Below are 17417 nucleotides of genomic sequence, written 5' to 3' on the forward strand. Positions count from 1 at the left end.
GGATTTAAAAATAAAAAAACGCCCCGATAACTCGGGACGTTTTCTTTATTATTCTTGAGAGACTTTCTTAGTTTTTCACTAAGTTGATCTCTACACGTCTGTTTTTAGCTCTACCAGCTCTAGTACTGTTAGAAGCGATTGGCTTATCTTCACCGTATCCAACAGCAGATAATCTGAACTGATCAACTCCATTTTCTACTAAGAAGTTCTTAACAGCGTTCGCTCTAGAGTCAGATAATCTTTGGTTAAGCTTAGCGCTACCTGCACTATCAGTGTGTCCTTCTACTGTAAACTTAGCAGTAGGGTACTCTTTTAAGATAGCGATGATATCGTTAAGTACTTTTGTAGACTCTTCTTTGATAGTTGACTTACCAGAGTCAAATAATACCTGAGCAGCGTACTGGTTAAGAGTCTTTTGGATCTCTTCAGTTACTTCAGGACATCCGTTGTTTGCTACAGTACCTGCAACATCTGGACAGTTATCATCTTTATCAAGAACACCGTCACCGTCTTTATCTTGGTAAGGACATCCGTTGTTTTCAGCAGGACCTGCTTCGTTTGGACAACCGTCTTTTGCGTCAGTGATTCCGTCACCGTCAGCATCAGGACATCCATTTAAGTTAGCAAGACCAGCAACAGTAGGACACTCATCTTTAGGATCAGCGATTCCGTCACCGTCTGTATCAGGACATCCGTTAAATTCTGCAGTACCTGCAGTATCAGGACAATCATCTTTTGCATCAGTGATTCCGTCACCATCAGTATCAGGACATCCGTTGAATTCTTCTAAACCTGGTACGTCTGGACACTCATCTTCTTTGTCATATACACCGTCACCGTCTGTATCTTTACCTCCGAAAGCGAAAGTAAGACCAGCAGAGTGTTGGAAGTGAGTAGGAGTTACACCAGTTACCTCGTAGTCTTCGAATACGTGCTTATAAGTTGTTTGAAGATTAAGTGCTAAGTTTTCTGTTAACCAGAAGTTCATTCCAAGAGATCCGTTTAGGGTTCCAGCTCCTAGCTCGTCAACCCAAGTATAACCTCCACCTACACCTAGGTAAGGATCGAACCAACCTGTGTTCAATACTTTTTGAAGACTGTAGCTAATTCTACCATCTACTGCGTAGTAAGATAAATCATCTACGTCTACAAGAGTCCCATCAGGAAGCTCTCCAGCATTGTCTATTTTATTAACAGACCCAGCCACAGTAAATGTGAAACCGTCTCCTATATATCTACCAACAGATATTTTAGAAACAGAAGGAAGGATATTCCAATGGTCACCAGCATTAAAAAATTCGTCGAAAATTTCCCCCTGGCTGATTAGGTCACCTCCCGTAGGGAAAATATCAACTGCATTGATACCTATAGAAACCGCCCAAGGATTGTCTTCATTTTGTGCATTCGCAGTACTAAGTCCAAGTACAAAAATCGAAGCCACTAAAAATCTGCTAAGATGTTTCATATTCAATAATTTAATTTTTAAGTGTTAATTAGAGCAAATGTAATATGTTAAACATAACTGTCAAAGACAAATCTAATAAAATTTTCATAACAGGCCAGTAAATATAACCGTTTTCAAGGTTTTTACCCTTTTCGTTTTCGATTAATTCACCGTGAAAAAAGTGTGAATTTTAACCTATTTTGAGAAAAATTATCGTGTTTATCTCGAAAATTACGCTACAAGTATAAGATAAAATTACGTTTTATCCTTAAATTTCTTTTAGTAATTATAAAATAGTGTCCTTATTTATATGTATTTTAAAGTGATTTTTTTATCAAAGTATATTAGAATTTTCTTTTCAATACTATACCCCATTTTTTGCATAATTCCGGCATACTCATCGACTTGTTTGGCATGAGAAATATCATAACTCCCTGTCTTATAATCTATAACCGTAGCATTTCTATTAGAATCTATAACTACCCTATCTGGTCTAAATAATCGTCCTTTATATATAATGTCTCTTTCATTGTATATGATATTCCCTTCTGAAAAATATGAAGCTAGTTCTGGATGACGAACAACATTATCCAACTCTACTGATAATATTTCTTTTTCTGAAGTATTAATTTCCCCCTTTATAAAGGCTTCTTGTATCACTCTTTTCACATCATCCTGCACGTATACCGAAGCCATAAGATCATGGATTAAATTCCCTTTTTCTATAGCAGTTTCCTGGATAGTATTCCATAATTTGCTAGAATGTGTCACGATATGAACTTTATAGTTATTTCTTGTGTCACCAAATCGAGTCAATTTAACCACCTTGACTTTGTCCGATGTTTGCTTTGCTATAGGCATAGGTCGCTCTGGCATTCCAAATTCATATTCTAGTTGTTCCTTGTTCCAAACTCCTATACTATTTAGATATGAAATCAGCTTTCCTGAAAATTTGTTAGGATTGCTTTCTCCTTTTTGAGTGATTTCTAATTTTGAAATGATATAGAGTTGTTCTTTTGCACGTGTAAGTACTACATACAATAGGTTAAAAGCATCCAACTCTAATTGCGCTCTTCGTTTAGCAACCATTTCCTGAGCTTCTTCAGTATAATCTCCAATGCTTTTGGAATAATCAATAAAGACCTCTTCAAACCCTAAATAGTCATTAGGACGAACAGGAAACCACGTTTTGGGTTCTATCTCTCTATAGATATCTACATTGGCATAAGGATAAATAACACAAGGAAACTCTAAACCCTTGGCTTTGTGAATGGTCATAATCTTTATAGCATCTTCTGCTTCTGGAGCTACAATGCTTAGCTTGTCTTTTCTCTCATTCCAATACGAAAGGAATCCCATCATATCACCAACATCCTTTTGGGTATATGAAAACACTACATCTAGAAAAAATTGAAGGTAGGCCGGAGCAACTGTGCTTAATTTAAAAGAACTAATCAAATACTCTACAGCTTCATACAAAGGTTTTAGAGCTAAAAGGTTGGTGTTAAAATCAATTCCTATTGCTTGTAATGCTGTCGTAAAATCTCTCGTTTTCAAGAATATCATTTTCTGCAAGAAGCCATGCTTTTCCTTAACCTGCAAATGTTTCGAAATAAAATGGAGTACATTAATCTTGGCCAAAAGATTATCGGGTTGCATGTGCCATGTCATCATATCAATAATAAAAGACACTTCTGGAGCATTATTAATGAGCAAGGTTTCTGAAGATATAATAGCAACTCCTTTCTCTGTTAGAAAATCTGCAATAGCAGTTCCTTCTTTCTGCTTTCTTACGATAATACATATCTCGTTGGCCTTGTATCCTTTTTCCAGTAACTCAGCAATCTGCTCATATACCTTTTGAGGATAAATTTCATTTTCTTCGGCGATATTATTTGCTTCAATAAATGAAATGTTTACATACCCTCCCTTTTTGGTATTCACTTCCTGCTTGTTTCCTACCTCATATAATTTTTGGTGTTTTGGATTACTAAAATCCTTGGCCAATTCGGTAAAAAAGGTATTGTTAAAATGTATCACTTCTTCATGACTACGATAATTCTTGGGCAGGTTGAGTACTTCTTTTTCCTTCACCGAAAAAGGATTATGATCGGCTGATAAATTAATAAATTGCTCTGCCTTTCCTCCTCGCCAACGGTAAATAGCTTGTTTCGCATCACCAACGATGGTAATCTGGCCTTTTTTACCTGAAAGCGTTTCTGCAGACACCGCATTATCTACCAGAGGTATTAGATTATTCCATTGTAATTCTGAAGTATCCTGAAACTCATCTATAAAATAATCACGATACCGCTCTCCCAAACGTTCATAAATAAAAGGTGCTGGCTGATCCTGAATAGTAGTACTAATAATGGTATTAAATTCTGAAATCAGTAAAATCTTTCGCTCCTTCTTAATGTCCATCAACTCTTTATGAATTGCATTAAGCACCGATAACGGAGTTAAATTCTTGATTACATTCTGAAATAAATGGATCTGCTGTAACTGCTTTTTAGTTTCGACAAAAACAGCTTCTATTTCTGGCCGAATAGCATCGATACTTTCTTTTTTACTGCTTTCTAGTTTGGCACCATAAAAAGAAGCATTGTAGATATCCTGTTTCCAGGCTGCCTTAAAGTCAATAGGTTTTTCTTTGTTAGCTATCTTCTGAAAATGAGTGGGTACAGATTTTCTGGTGAAGTCTTCAAACCCTAAACCTGAATGGTCAATTGTATTTAGAACCCCAAGAGCTTTAGAACTCACATCATTCTCGATTTGGTCAATTCTTTGTATCAACTCTTGTTTTAAAACTTCAAAATCTTTCGTTTTTTTATCTGCAAAAGCAGCGAGATGTTTTCTGTCATTCTCACTAAATAATAACTTTGCTACTTTTCGTAATTCTATACTAACATCCCAACTTTTGTCCTCATCTAGCTTGCCCATTGCAAAGTCGATAATGAGCTTCGTTAACTCTTGATCTACCCCAATCTTCGAAATCAATGCATCTACTGCCTCGTCAATTAACATTTCTGTATCCATTTCGATCTCAAAATTGAGTGGGATACCCAAATCATAAGCAAAGGTTCTAATTACGCGATGTGTAAACGTATCTATAGTTACAATATCAAAAGCTGCATAATTATGAAGAATACTTTTTAAGATACGATCTGCCTTTTTCTTTAGCTTTTCTTGATCGATACCAGTTTCAATGACAAGATCATTGACTAAATCTTGATATTTGGCTGGTGTAACCGGCCGGCTAATGGCAATTAGATTTTCAAGAACTCTTATTTTCATTTCGGCTACGGCCTTATTGGTAAAAGTAATTGCCAAAATATTCTTGTAGCCATCTTTAAATTCCCCTTTTAAAAGCGTAATTAAATACGCTTTTACCAGAGTATAGGTTTTTCCTGCACCTGCGGCTGCATTATAGACGGTAAAAGCAGTATGAGAATTCAATTGTTTTTTGTTAAAATATGAATACGACGAAATTTCTTGTGCTGATCAAGTCAAATATCAAAAGTTTTGCAGAGGAAACCTAGTTATGCTTTTAATTATTTTATAACAAATATTAATTTTTATTCATCGTGCTAATTGTTAAATTTGGTGTCATTTTCACATTTTATTAATCAAAATAATAACATATGTCATTCGAATTACCAAAATTAAACTACGCCTTTGATGCGTTAGAACCCCATATAGATGCACGCACCATGGAAATCCATCATGACAAACACCATGCAGGATATACCAGTAAACTAAACGCGGCTATCGAAGGGACTGACCTAGAAGGTAAAACCATTGATAATATCTTAATCAATTTAGATATGTCTAACACTGCTGTTAGAAACAATGGTGGTGGTTATTACAATCATAACTTATTCTGGGAAATCATGTCTCCAAACGGAGGAGGAAAGCCTTCTGGTGATTTGGCAGATGCAATCAACGACGCCTTTGGTTCTTTTGAAGCATTTAAAGATGCATTTTCTAAGGCTGCTGGTACTCGATTTGGTTCTGGATGGGCATGGCTATGTGTTCATGAAGGTGGTAAAGTAGAAGTTTGCTCTACACCTAATCAAGATAATCCGTTGATGCCAGGTGTTGGCTGCTCAGGCACTCCTATTTTGGCACTTGATGTTTGGGAACATGCTTACTACCTAAATTATCAAAATCGTCGTCCAGATTACGTTTCTGCATTTTTTAATGTTATCGACTGGAACGAAGTATCAAGCAGATATGCCCAAGGCAAATAACAGCATATTACTTTAAAGAAGAAAACCACGTATTGTACGTGGTTTTTTTATGTTTTATTTTTGTGAGTTTTCCTAAAAATAAAAAAAGGTGGAAGATCCACCTTTTTTTGCCCCAAATCTACCATGAACTTAACCTACTTATGCTATGGCTCTGCTAATATAAGACGGAAATTCATTGTGAAAAAATGTTTTAGATGAAAGGTCAAAATACTTGTTGAACTACACAATTTAACCATTTTTAACAACGATCTTTTTTCAAATTTTAATATGCTCTTTCGTTTTTGCCTTCATAAAAGTTTATGAACGCTTTGTTTACCACCCTGTTTCCTCCTGCTGTGGGGTAATCTCCGGTAAAATACCAGTCCCCAAGGTTCTTAGGGCAAGCTACATGCAGATTATCTACTGTCTGATATATGATCCTTACTTCGGCGTTTACCGTGGCATCACTTAATAATTCTGCTATCTTATCGCTAATCTCCTGATCTGTAAATCCGGCATATATTTCCTTTACGAAATTTTGAACTTCTGAATCTTCAAGATGTTCTTGCGCTTTACACTTATCGTATACTTTTTCTACAAGATCATAATTCCCGTTCTCCTTCAAAAGTGCTAAAGATGCCTGAAAAGCAATTAACCCTTCCAATCTTGCCATATCAATTCCGTAACAATCAGGATAACGAATTTGTGGTGCCGAAGAAACAATCAATATTTTCTTTGGTCCTAATCTATCCATCATTTTAATGATACTCTTCTTTAATGTAGTTCCTCTTACAATACTGTCATCAATTATCACCAGATTGTCATCAGATTTTACTACTCCATAGGTTACATCGTATACGTGGGCAACCAGATCATCTCTACTACTATCTTCTGTAATAAAGGTACGAAGCTTAGCATCCTTGATCGCGATTTTCTCAGTTCGTAAACGGTGCGACAGAATTTCGGCCAACCGATCATCGGTTAGTGTTTCTTTTTCGGCAAGAATGGTTTCATTTTTTTGTTTGTTCAACTCATCCTGAGCAGCCTCGACCATCCCGTAAAATGAAGTTTCTGCAGTATTTGGAATAAATGAAAAAACGGTATTTACCGTATCATGGTTAATTTCTTCCAAAACCTGCGGCATGATCAATTTTCCGAGTTTCTTTCGCTCTTCATAGATCTCGGCATCACTTCCTCTTGAAAAATAAATCCTTTCGAATGAACAAGCTTTACGCTCCAAAGGTTCGATGATTTCCTTTACCGAAGTATCGCCATTTTTCTTAACGATAATTGCATTTCCAGGATCCAATTCTACAACCTGGTCAAAAGGAACATTAAATACAGTTTGGATTACTGGTCTTTCTGAAGCTACCACTACAACTTCTTCATCTTTATAATAGTATGCCGGCCTAATTCCTGCAGGATCTCTAAGCACGAAGGCGTCTCCATGACCAAGCATTCCAGCCATAGCGTATCCACCATCCCAGTCTCTCGAAGATTTCTTAAGGATCTTTGCAATATTGAGTCGCTCTACAATTTGAGGAGACGCATCAATTTTATTAAATCCTTCCTTCTTCAATTTCTTATATAACTTGGCCACCTCTGAATCCAAAAAATGACCAATCTTTTCCATTACGGTAATTGTATCCACTTTATCCTTTGGATGCTGACCTAGTCGAACCAGGTTTTTGAAAAGAACATCATTATTGGTCATATTAAAATTACCAGCAACTATAAGATTGCGATGCATCCAATTGTTTTGGCGTAAGAAAGGGTGAACACTTTCTACACTATTTTTACCAAAAGTTCCGTAGCGCACATGTCCCAACAAAACTTCTCCTATATAAGGTACGTTCTTTTTTTGCAATTGAACATCATCGGTATATTCCGGATGTTCTTCTAGCTCTCGGTTAATCCTTTCGTTTATTTGCGAAAAAATATCCTGAATGGGTTGTGGTTTACTGGAGCGAACACGGCTAATGTATCTTTCTCCTGGAGGAGTGTCTAGTTTGACACTGGCAAAACCGGCTCCATCCTGGCCTCGGTTATGCTGCTTCTCCATCATCAAGTACATTTTGTTAACGCCGTAAAAAGCACTACCATACTTTTCTTTGTAATATTCTAATGGTTTTAGTAATCGGATAAATGCTATCCCACATTCGTGTTTTAATGCATCACTCATTGTATTCCAAAAATTCTAAGTTGTTGTGTTGAGTAAACCATAATTACTTAGGACTAAATCCTTATAATTTGGGGCTTTGTATTTAAGACAATTCTATTTCAAATTGTGTTAATTCTTTAAATTGCTGCAATCTTTGCTGAACTTCTTCTCTATTCAAATTTTCCATACGTTCTGTACCAAATTTCTCCACACAAAACGAGGCCAAGTTCGAAGCATGAATGATCGCATTCTTCATGTTCTCAAAAGAAATATCTCCGGTTTTGGTCAAATACCCTGCAAAACCTCCTGCAAAAGTATCTCCCGCTCCCGTTGGATCAAAAACTTCTTCTAATGGAAGCGCTGGCGCAAAGAAAATTTGATCTTTATGAAACAACAATGCTCCATGCTCTCCCTTTTTGATCACTACATAGGCAGGTCCCATTTTTTCAATTACTCTTGCTGCTTTTACCAAAGAATACTCTCCACTTAATTGTCGAGCTTCTTCATCGTTTATGGTAATAACATCTACTCTGGATATAACTTCACGTAAACCTTCAATAAAAGCATCTTCCATCCAGAAGTTCATGGTGTCCAGAATAGCTAACTTTGGTTTTACCGAAAATTGCTCCAGAACACTAAGCTGTACAGATGGATTCAAATTTCCAAGCACTACAATCTCTGCATCCTTATAATTATCAGGAACTACAGGTTGGAAATCTGCAAGTACATTTAGTTGTGTTTCTAAGGTATCTCTAGAGTTTAGATCGTTGTGATATTTCCCGCTCCAGAAAAAAGTTTTCCCTCCTTTTACAATTTCTATCGCTGAAGTATCAATATTTCTCTCTTCTAATGTTTTGAAGTAATCCTGAGGAAAATCCTCTCCAACCACGGAAACAATCGCCGACGGGATATTAAAATTAGAGGCTGACAAAGCAATATAAGGTGCCGCTCCTCCTAAAATTTTATCAGTTTTTCCGAATGGGGTTTCTATAGCATCAAAAGCAACAGAACCTACAATTAACAATTTGCTCATAAATAGCTTATAATTTTTTTGCAAATATACACTTTCCTTTTCAAGGGATACCTAAAAAAGGAGTCTTCTTAGTTCTGCGTTAAGAATCCATATTTTGAAGCTTGTCTCTAAGCTCCATAAAGGTTCTGAATGGCCCGGTTACCAGTAGCGAGTTTGTGATGAATGGAGGCAATGTTCCTTCTGGGTTGATATACAGTTGTTGCGTAACTTTTACCCCATTTTGATCCTCTTCCAAAAGCCAATAGCCAATTAAATCCTGTATTCTAAGCGTGCTTTTAAGGGTAGGTATTTCGTTAGGAGCAGCGTTAATAGAAAGTTTAACTTTGTTTGGTGCGATTCGCTCCACACGTATTTTTGATACTACATCTCTGTCTTTGATTGGCCAAGGAAACTCATTTCTTGCATAAAAGATATGTTCGTTATTCTGATTAACTTTTACGAGATGACTTACTCCTTCTTCACAATTTGCGGTATACATAGGGGCATCTAATAATTCCTTTACCACTGCTTCAATGGATACATTTACCCTGGTAACAGCCTTGAATTCTTTGTATTTACTGTTTTCAAAATTTCTAGTCCAGATTTGAATGTTTTTGTCTTTCTTGGCGAGTTTCCACGCGTCCTGGGCAGAGGTTAAAAAAGGCAATAAAAACAGGAGAAGGTAGTATACTTTTTTCATCCTAAATGGCTTTTGATTTGGTTTTTCAGAATATGATACAGCCATTTAGTAGTAGAATACTACTGTGAATTACGAATTTAATCTGTTAAAATGCGTTAAATCTTTGGTTGCTAGCTACTTTCTTCCAAAATCAGCCGGGATTTCACCCCATGCTTTAGTTTCCCATTTTACAATTTTGGTAGTGTAACTATTTTCTTTAAGCCATTGTATAGCGCGATCCACCAAATCAAACATTTCTGCATTTTTGGGTGTTCGTTTCAATTTGGTTTTACATGTTTTTTGTTTGACCCAACCGATGGCAATTTTAGAGTCTGAATAGATAATACGGTCGCTATTTTTCTTTTTTAGATACGCCAGTCCGTGAACAAGAGCCAGAAACTCACCTATATTATTAGTGCCTTGTTGAAAAGGTCCTTGATGAAAAAGTTGTTTTTCGGTTTGCGTATCCACTCCTCTGTATTCCATTTTTCCTGGATTACCACTTGAGGCGGCGTCTACTGCGATAGAATATAGATTGGGTTCTCCTATTTTTGCAAGCTCCTGCGGAGATAAGGTTTTTTTAGGCTTGCTTTTACCTTTATAATCTTCATAGTCTCCGTTGTATGCCTTTTTTGCAACATCGAATGACTCAAAAGATTTATATTTTGCATTGGCATATCCTTTTACAGCGGCTTTACAATCATCCCATTTGGTATAAATCCCAGGGCGATGACCTTCCCAAACCACATAAAACTTTTCCTTTTTAGCCATTTGTATCCAAAAAATTGATTTGTACTATATAATATGATCTACTATTTGTTCTGAAGAAACAGTTATTCTTCATTCAGACCTAACACCTTTTCTATAACGACAGGGAAATGTTTATATTCTAATTGATGAATAGCATTCGCTACATCTTCTGGAGTGTCTTCTTCTTTGATCGCTGTTTTTGCCTGAAAGATAATAGCGCCTTCATCGTAGTGCTCGTTTACATAATGAATGGTAATTCCGCTTTCCTTTTCTTGATTTCTTACTACTGCTTCATGTACATGGTGACCATACATTCCTTTTCCTCCATATTTTGGAAGCAACGCTGGATGAATATTGATCACCTGATCCGGAAATACGTCGATAATCTTCTTTGGGAAAATCCATAGAAATCCTGCTAGTACGATGAGATCTGGTTGCGCATCTTTTAAAATATTGAGTACTTCGTTGGTATCATAAAACGAGGCTCTATCAAAGTGCAAAGCCTTTACTTTTAGGTCGTGAGCTCTACGTAAAACTTTGGCACGCTGGTTGTTAGAGAACACATGTGTGACCTCGGCAGTTTTTAACTTTTGAAAATATTTGATGATGTTTTCGGCATTGGTACCAGAGCCCGAAGCAAAAATTATAATACGCTTCATAAGTCCTAAAGTTGTTGATTAATAAAGCACAAAAAAAACAATTATTATTCACATAATAGGCGGCAAAACCTAATAGTTTCCCTATATTTGATAAAAAGGCAAATACATTTTTACGGGATTATGGGGTTTTAAAATAAAGTTTTTTATTTTTGCCTCCTAAATTAAAAATTAAAATTAAACATTATGTCAGACATTGCATCAAGAGTAAAAGCGATAATCGTTGACAAATTAGGTGTAGACGAAAATGAGGTAGTTAATGAAGCTAGCTTCACAAACGACCTAGGCGCAGATTCGCTAGACACTGTAGAATTGATTATGGAATTCGAAAAAGAATTCGATATTCAAATCCCAGATGATCAAGCAGAAAATATTGCTACCGTTGGACAAGCAATATCTTATATCGAAGACGCAAAGTAATAACTTCACAACAGAGTATGAGTCTTAAGCGAGTTGTAGTCACTGGACTTGGTGCATTGACACCAATCGGTAACAATATTGAATCATATTGGGAGGGGTTAGTAAACGGGAAAAGCGGTTGCGCCCCTATTACTTATTTCGACACCGAAAATTTCAAGACTAAATTTGCTTGCGAAGTCAAGGACTACAATCCCACAGATTTTTTTGACAGAAAACAAGTTCGCAAACTGGATAAATTTGCGCAGTATGCTATAGTTTCTTCTGAAGAAGCTATCAAAGATGCTGCTATTGATCTGGAAAAGGTTGACAAATTTAGAGTTGGTGTAATTTGGGGTGCCGGAATTGGAGGTTTAGAGACTTTTCAGGAAGAAGTAATTGGCTATGCCAATGGAAACGGAACTCCCCGTTTTAATCCTTTCTTTATTCCTAAAATGATCGCCGACATTGCTCCCGGTCATATTTCTATTCGAAATGGTTTTATGGGACCTAACTATACCACAGTTTCTGCCTGTGCTTCGTCCGCAAACGCAATGATCGATGCCTTAAACTATATTCGTTTAGGACATTGTGATATTATTGTTACTGGAGGAAGTGAAGCTGCAGTTACCATTGCTGGTATGGGTGGTTTTAATGCAATGCATGCGTTATCAACAAGAAACGAAAGTCCTGAAACTGCTTCAAGGCCATTCGACGCTACCAGAGATGGTTTTGTTCTTGGCGAAGGAGCTGGAGCTTTAATTCTTGAAGAATACGAACACGCCAAAGCACGAGGTGCAAAAATCTATGCCGAAATCGTAGGAGGTGGAATGTCTAGTGATGCTTATCACATGACCGCTCCTCATCCTGACGGAATTGGAGTAGAGCGTGTAATGCTAAATTGTTTGAGAGATGCTGGTGTCTCTCCAGAAGAAGTAGATGCTATAAATACGCATGGTACATCAACTCCATTAGGAGATGTAGCAGAGTTAAAAGCAATTACTAAGGTATTTGGAGAACATGCATCAAACATCAATATCAACTCAACAAAATCTATGACAGGTCATCTACTAGGTGCTGCAGGTGCTATAGAAGCTATTGCCTCTATACTTGCTATGAAAAATAGTATTGTACCTCCTACCATCAATCATTCTACAGTAGATGAGAACATAGACCCAAGTTTGAACTTGACCTTGAACAAGTCGCAAAAACGTGACATTACGTATGCAATGAGCAATACATTTGGCTTCGGAGGTCATAATGCATGTGTGTTATTTAAGAAATTAGACGAATAATAGGATGAATGTTATTCGAAACATATTAAGTTCCCGATCTGAAAAGAACGGGAATTTTTTTGTTAGAATCCAAAAGATACTTGGATTCAAGCCCAAAAATATTGAGCCTTACGAAAAGGCTTTCACCCATAGATCTCTAAATCTAAAAGATAAACAGGGGAATGCCATCAACTACGAAAGGCTGGAATTCTTGGGTGATGCAATGTTGAGCAGTGTGATCGCTGCACATCTTTTTAAAGAAGTTCCCGAAGGAAACGAGGGATATCTTACCAAAATGAGAGCAAAAGTGGTAAGTAGAAAACACTTAAACGAATTAGGGAAAGACCTAAAACTCATTGAGCTGGTAAGAACCAATATCCCTAAAACACAGTTCGGAATCAATATACACGGAAATCTTTTTGAAGCGCTTATTGGTGCCATTTACCTGGATAGAGGGTTTTTGTATTGTGAACGATTTATCAAAGAAGCCGTTATAGATCCTTATGTAGATATTGAAAGCCTCGAAGGGCAGGTAATCAGCTACAAAAGCTTGCTGATAGAATGGTGTCAAAAAGAAAAAAATGCCTTCAATTACGAAATCTACGAAGACACAGGTCGTGATGAGATGAAGCATTTTGCAGTCAAATTGTGGATCGATGAAAAAGTAGTGGCCAAAGCACGGGCCACTTCAAAAAAGAAAGCTGAAGAAAAAGCTTCAAAAAGAGCATATTTTGCATTACAAAGTAAAATAAGCCCAAGATAAATGTAACAATACCATACTTTTAAGTCGTTTATTATGAACGATTCCTAATCAAAAACAGATTTTTTTATAAAAGATACTAACTCAATCGTTTTCGTATAATAACTTTAGATTTAATTAAAGTTCCTGCTTAAAATTATTTGTATATTTCGCGTTAATTCTGATAAAAAAAGTAAATAAAAGTGGCTGTTCAGCGGTTAGTATTGGATGCAATTACCGACGATGAGTATGAACTGATTGCCATTCACTGTTCATTAGCTTCATATCGTTTAGCATTTTTATTAAATAAGCATTTGGGGTTACAGTTATTCAGAAAAGAAGAAGATGTCAATTTTGAATATGACAATCTGATAGCCAGTTTTCCTATTTATCAATATGAAGATCATTTTAAATACAATACATATCATTTGTTTGCAAATCAATTCCGAACAAATATAGTCTCAAAAAACCCTGCCAATACAGGACTTTTTGAGACTGCTGAAGAGACCTATGTAACGAAGTATTTAATACCAGAATTAAAAAATGTAGATTATTTTCTAAAAATAGAAACAGAGGCGACTACATTTTTGAGTAAACCCATGCTATCAGATATGCTAGGTATATCACAAATTGTTACCGCATATCAGGTAGAACATAAAGAACTTAAATCAAAAAACAACTTAATATTTGAGTAATGCCAAAACGTAAAAGAACCAAAATAGTTGCTACCCTTGGTCCTGCGACTAGCACAAAGCAAATTCTTAAGAAAATGCTTGATGCTGGTGTAAATGTATTCAGGATCAATTTTTCGCATGCCAACTATGATGATGTAAAAGAAAAAATAAAAATCATCCGTGAACTTAGTGACACGCATAACTATACCCCATCAATATTAGCAGATTTACAAGGCCCTAAATTGAGGGTTGGTGTTATGAAGGGGGATATCATAGTAAATAAAGGAGATACTATAAATTTTGTAACAGGAAAACCTTTTGAAGGTACTTCGGAAAAGGTTTTTATGAATTACGAGAATTTCCCGAGGGATGTAAAAAAAGGAGAACGAATCTTATTGGACGACGGGAAACTTATTTTTGAAGTGGTTTCTTCTAATAGTAAGGATACTGTTACTGCCAAAGTTATTCAAGGAGGACCTTTAAAATCCAAAAAAGGAGTTAATCTACCTAATACTAATATTTCTTTACCAGCCCTAACAGAAAAAGACATCAAAGATGCCATTTTTGCTTGCCAGCAAGAAGTAGACTGGATTGCTTTATCTTTTGTAAGACATGCACAGGACTTGATGGAACTTCAGGACTTAATAAAGGAACATAGCGAACATAAGATCCCAATCGTTGCCAAAATAGAGAAACCCGAGGGTGTAGAAAATATAGATAAAATCGTAGCCTATTGTGATGGTCTTATGGTAGCCAGAGGAGATCTTGGTGTAGAGATTCCTGCTCAAGAAGTTCCTTTAATTCAGAAAAAACTGGTTTTGAAGGCGAAGACCGCAAGAATACCCGTAATTATTGCCACCCAAATGATGGAAACGATGATTGATAGCCTTACTCCTACAAGGGCAGAGGTGAACGATGTCGCCAACTCGGTAATGGATGGAGCAGATGCAGTGATGTTATCTGGTGAAACCTCGGTTGGGAAGTATCCTGTTCAGGTTATAGAAACTATGTCTAAGGTGATTAAAAGTGTAGAAAAATCAGAGTTAATTACCGTACCTCAAAAACCACCTCATATCAGAACCAATAGATTTATTACCAAATCCATTTGTTATCATGCTGCGACAATGGCCAACGAGATTGAAGCAAAAGCGATTTGTACATTGACCAATAGTGGATATACTGCTTTTCAGATCTCTGCCTGGAGACCTGATGCGCATATTTTGGTGTTTACTAGTAATAAGCGAATTCTATCTCAATTAAGTTTACTTTGGGGAGTAAAAGCCTTTTTCTATGATAAATTTGTAAGTACAGATGAGACCGTAGAAGATATCAATAAAATGGCTGAAGAACGCGGATTTGTGCAATCTGGAGATATGCTAATCAATCTGGCAGCTATGCCTATTACCGCAAAAGGAATGGTAAATACGTTGAGAGTATCTCAGATCTAAAAAATACAATTTTCACAAAATAGCTAGGCCTCTTTTATGAGGCCTTTTTTTATGATGCCGGATTCAAAAAAATAGCTTCAAGATCATGTATTGTTACCGGTTTGATCAAATAATCTTTCACCGTATTCGATTGTTTGGCTCTTTCAATATCCACAGGATTTATAGATGAGCTCACAATGTATAAAGTAATGGTTTTTCCTAATTTGTTTTCTATCTGAGTAAAATTATCCAGGAATTCCCATCCGTCCATAATTGGCATATTGAGATCCAGGAAAATAATTTCAGGAATACACTTCTTCTCGAGATTGTTGAGCAAAGCTTCAAAATACTCCAGAGCTTCCATCCCGTTTTGAAATATCATAAGATTCTTACACAGCTTTTTAGCTTCGACAATCCGTTTTACCAGATTAACGTACATGTTATCGTCATCTATAATACAAGCTAATCCTATTTGGCTCATAGTAATGGGGTGTTAGTTTTAAAATTCGATCAAAAATGTAGTTCCTTTATCTACTTCGCTTTCTACAGATATACTTCCATTTAACGATTCTATTTGATTTTTGGTTAAGAACAAGCCTATACCAACAGCATCCTTATTGTAATGAAAGGTTTTGTACATCCCGAATATTTTATCCTTGAAAAGTTTCATATCGATACCTCTACCATTATCTGATACTTTTAAATATTTCGAACCCTCTTCTTCATATGCTTTTATGGCAATAATAGGATCTCGGTCAAGGTGTTTATACTTTATGGCATTTGTTATTAGATTTAACAATATGCTCTCAAGGTAAGCAGGTATATAGCTTATCTCATTGAGTCTGGTAAAATCGGTAATAATCTGAGTATTGCTTAAAGAGATCATTTGACCAATGCCATTGGTCACAATGTTTAACGCATCCTGAAACTTAACTATTTTCTTTTCCTGGTCTTTGTTGGTATGGATTGCAACAATCTCATTAAGGTGTTCTATGGTACTATTTAGACTAGAGGAAATTTCCTTGATTTCATTAATCAATTCTATTTTCTCGTCCGGATTTTCTACATCCTCAATCAATTGAACGAGTAATGACAAATTACTGGTGTGGGATCTTAAATTATGGGATACGATATGGGCAAAATTAAAAAGCCTAGAATTTTGTGAAGCAATAATCTCCAAAGATCGCTCCAATCTCAATTCTTTACTCTTTACCTCATCGATATCCTGAAAAACCCCTCGAATACCAATAATTTCTTTACTCTCATTATAAACAGGTTTGCCAATTGCCTTTACCCAAAAAATACGGCCATTGGCTGTGACCATCTTAATTTCGGTATTAAAAGGTGTTCCCGCCATCGCACAATTAAAGAACAGATCTGCAGCTTGTTGTCTACAATCTTCGGTATAATAACTGGCAGAATCTTTTAAAGAAGGAATATAATCATCGGGATATTCTAGTATACGTCTTGTTTCAAAATCCCAATAGCTCTTTCTATTATGAAAATCTACATACCAACTCCCTGTGGCGGTCATCTGGGCCGTTTCTTTGTAGTAGAAATTATCTTTCGAAATATCCTGTTCAGGTTCCAGTTTTATTTCAATGAAGAAAATCAGTAGCACCTCGGATTTGATATTTACAGGTAGTTCTTCATTCGTAGCACATCTAAACAACTTATAACTTCCGTCTTTGGTTATAATCTTAATATGCTGCTTAAAATCTATGCTATTTTTTCTATAATTGAGAAAGTTATCTCGAAAGAGATCGATATCTTCTTTATGAATTAAATGGCTAAGGAAATAATCGACATTCTCTTCTACTTCGGCTCTTTGAAAACCAATGTTTGTATAGAACTTTTCTGACCAAATTTCACGATCGGGATCTACATATAACTCCCAATACCCCGCATTAAGGTCTTGAATAACATTGTTAAAAAGTTCATTTTGAAGCATTAAGAAATTCTTGATAGCAATT

General features: G+C 36.2%; 15 protein-coding genes. 6 read left to right on the plus strand and 9 right to left on the minus strand.

What is annotated here, in order from left to right:
* Positions 1-67: 67 nt before the first annotated feature.
* The gene (locus ACXAGJ_RS03950) at positions 68-1465 is read right to left on the minus strand and encodes an OmpA family protein (RefSeq protein WP_474837335.1); all 1398 of its coding nucleotides are present in this window, start codon (positions 1463-1465) and stop codon (positions 68-70) included.
* A gap of 285 nt (positions 1466-1750) precedes the next feature.
* Positions 1751-4903 carry a UvrD-helicase domain-containing protein gene (locus ACXAGJ_RS03955; RefSeq protein ID WP_474837337.1) on the minus strand — a complete coding sequence of 1051 codons (3153 nt, stop codon included), beginning with the start codon at positions 4901-4903 and terminating at the stop codon, positions 1751-1753.
* Positions 4904-5088: 185 nt separating this feature from the next.
* Here ACXAGJ_RS03955 and ACXAGJ_RS03960 point away from each other — a divergent pair, with 185 nt between their 5' ends.
* Positions 5089-5697 (plus strand): superoxide dismutase, encoded by a 609-nt coding sequence (locus tag ACXAGJ_RS03960; protein ID WP_474837339.1) that lies wholly within the window; start codon positions 5089-5091, stop codon positions 5695-5697.
* Between the two features lie 262 nt (positions 5698-5959).
* Here the strand turns inward: ACXAGJ_RS03960 and ACXAGJ_RS03965 are convergent, their stop codons facing one another.
* The 5 genes from ACXAGJ_RS03965 to purN all read right to left on the minus strand — a co-directional run bounded on the left by ACXAGJ_RS03965 (position 5960) and on the right by purN (position 10937).
* Positions 5960-7858, minus strand: coding sequence for an amidophosphoribosyltransferase (locus tag ACXAGJ_RS03965; RefSeq protein WP_073316111.1), 1899 nt, complete (start codon positions 7856-7858; stop codon positions 5960-5962).
* Positions 7859-7940: 82 nt separating this feature from the next.
* Positions 7941-8870, minus strand: a complete 930-nt coding sequence (locus ACXAGJ_RS03970) for a PfkB family carbohydrate kinase (protein ID WP_473283954.1) — start codon at positions 8868-8870, stop codon at positions 7941-7943.
* A gap of 79 nt (positions 8871-8949) precedes the next feature.
* Complete coding sequence (locus ACXAGJ_RS03975) at positions 8950-9549, minus strand: START domain-containing protein (protein WP_474837342.1); 600 nt, start codon at positions 9547-9549, stop codon at positions 8950-8952.
* Between the two features lie 114 nt (positions 9550-9663).
* Entirely contained in the window at positions 9664-10299 is a 636-nt protein-coding gene (locus ACXAGJ_RS03980) for a ribonuclease H1 domain-containing protein (RefSeq protein ID WP_474837344.1), read from the minus strand.
* 62 nt (positions 10300-10361) lie between these two features.
* A complete protein-coding gene (gene purN, locus ACXAGJ_RS03985) occupies positions 10362-10937 on the minus strand; it encodes a phosphoribosylglycinamide formyltransferase (RefSeq protein ID WP_474837346.1) in 576 nt (191 codons plus the stop codon).
* A gap of 183 nt (positions 10938-11120) precedes the next feature.
* Between purN and ACXAGJ_RS03990 the strand changes: the two genes are divergently transcribed.
* The 5 genes from ACXAGJ_RS03990 to pyk all read left to right on the plus strand — a co-directional run bounded on the left by ACXAGJ_RS03990 (position 11121) and on the right by pyk (position 15465).
* A complete protein-coding gene (locus tag ACXAGJ_RS03990) occupies positions 11121-11354 on the plus strand; it encodes an acyl carrier protein (RefSeq protein WP_024768509.1) in 234 nt (77 codons plus the stop codon).
* A gap of 17 nt (positions 11355-11371) precedes the next feature.
* The gene (gene fabF, locus ACXAGJ_RS03995; RefSeq protein ID WP_073316105.1) at positions 11372-12625 is read left to right on the plus strand and encodes a beta-ketoacyl-ACP synthase II; all 1254 of its coding nucleotides are present in this window, start codon (positions 11372-11374) and stop codon (positions 12623-12625) included.
* A 4-nt stretch (positions 12626-12629) separates the two neighbouring features.
* The gene (gene rnc, locus ACXAGJ_RS04000; protein ID WP_073316104.1) at positions 12630-13367 is read left to right on the plus strand and encodes a ribonuclease III; all 738 of its coding nucleotides are present in this window, start codon (positions 12630-12632) and stop codon (positions 13365-13367) included.
* Between the two features lie 179 nt (positions 13368-13546).
* The gene (locus ACXAGJ_RS04005; protein WP_474837349.1) at positions 13547-14038 is read left to right on the plus strand and encodes an IPExxxVDY family protein; all 492 of its coding nucleotides are present in this window, start codon (positions 13547-13549) and stop codon (positions 14036-14038) included.
* Positions 14038-15465 (plus strand): pyruvate kinase, encoded by a 1428-nt coding sequence (gene pyk / locus ACXAGJ_RS04010; protein WP_474837351.1) that lies wholly within the window; start codon positions 14038-14040, stop codon positions 15463-15465. The genes ACXAGJ_RS04005 and pyk overlap by 1 nt, the downstream gene beginning before the upstream one ends.
* 49 nt (positions 15466-15514) lie before the next feature.
* Here pyk and ACXAGJ_RS04015 read toward each other — a convergent pair whose 3' ends face one another.
* On the minus strand, positions 15515-15925 hold the full coding sequence (locus ACXAGJ_RS04015; protein ID WP_474837353.1) for a response regulator: 411 nt from the start codon (positions 15923-15925) through the stop codon (positions 15515-15517).
* An 18-nt stretch (positions 15926-15943) separates the two neighbouring features.
* Entirely contained in the window at positions 15944-17395 is a 1452-nt protein-coding gene (locus ACXAGJ_RS04020; RefSeq protein WP_474837355.1) for a sensor histidine kinase, read from the minus strand.
* Between the last annotated feature and the right edge of the window lie 22 nt (positions 17396-17417).

The sequence above is a fragment of the Aquimarina sp. AWH4_224 genome (assembly GCF_056160245.1).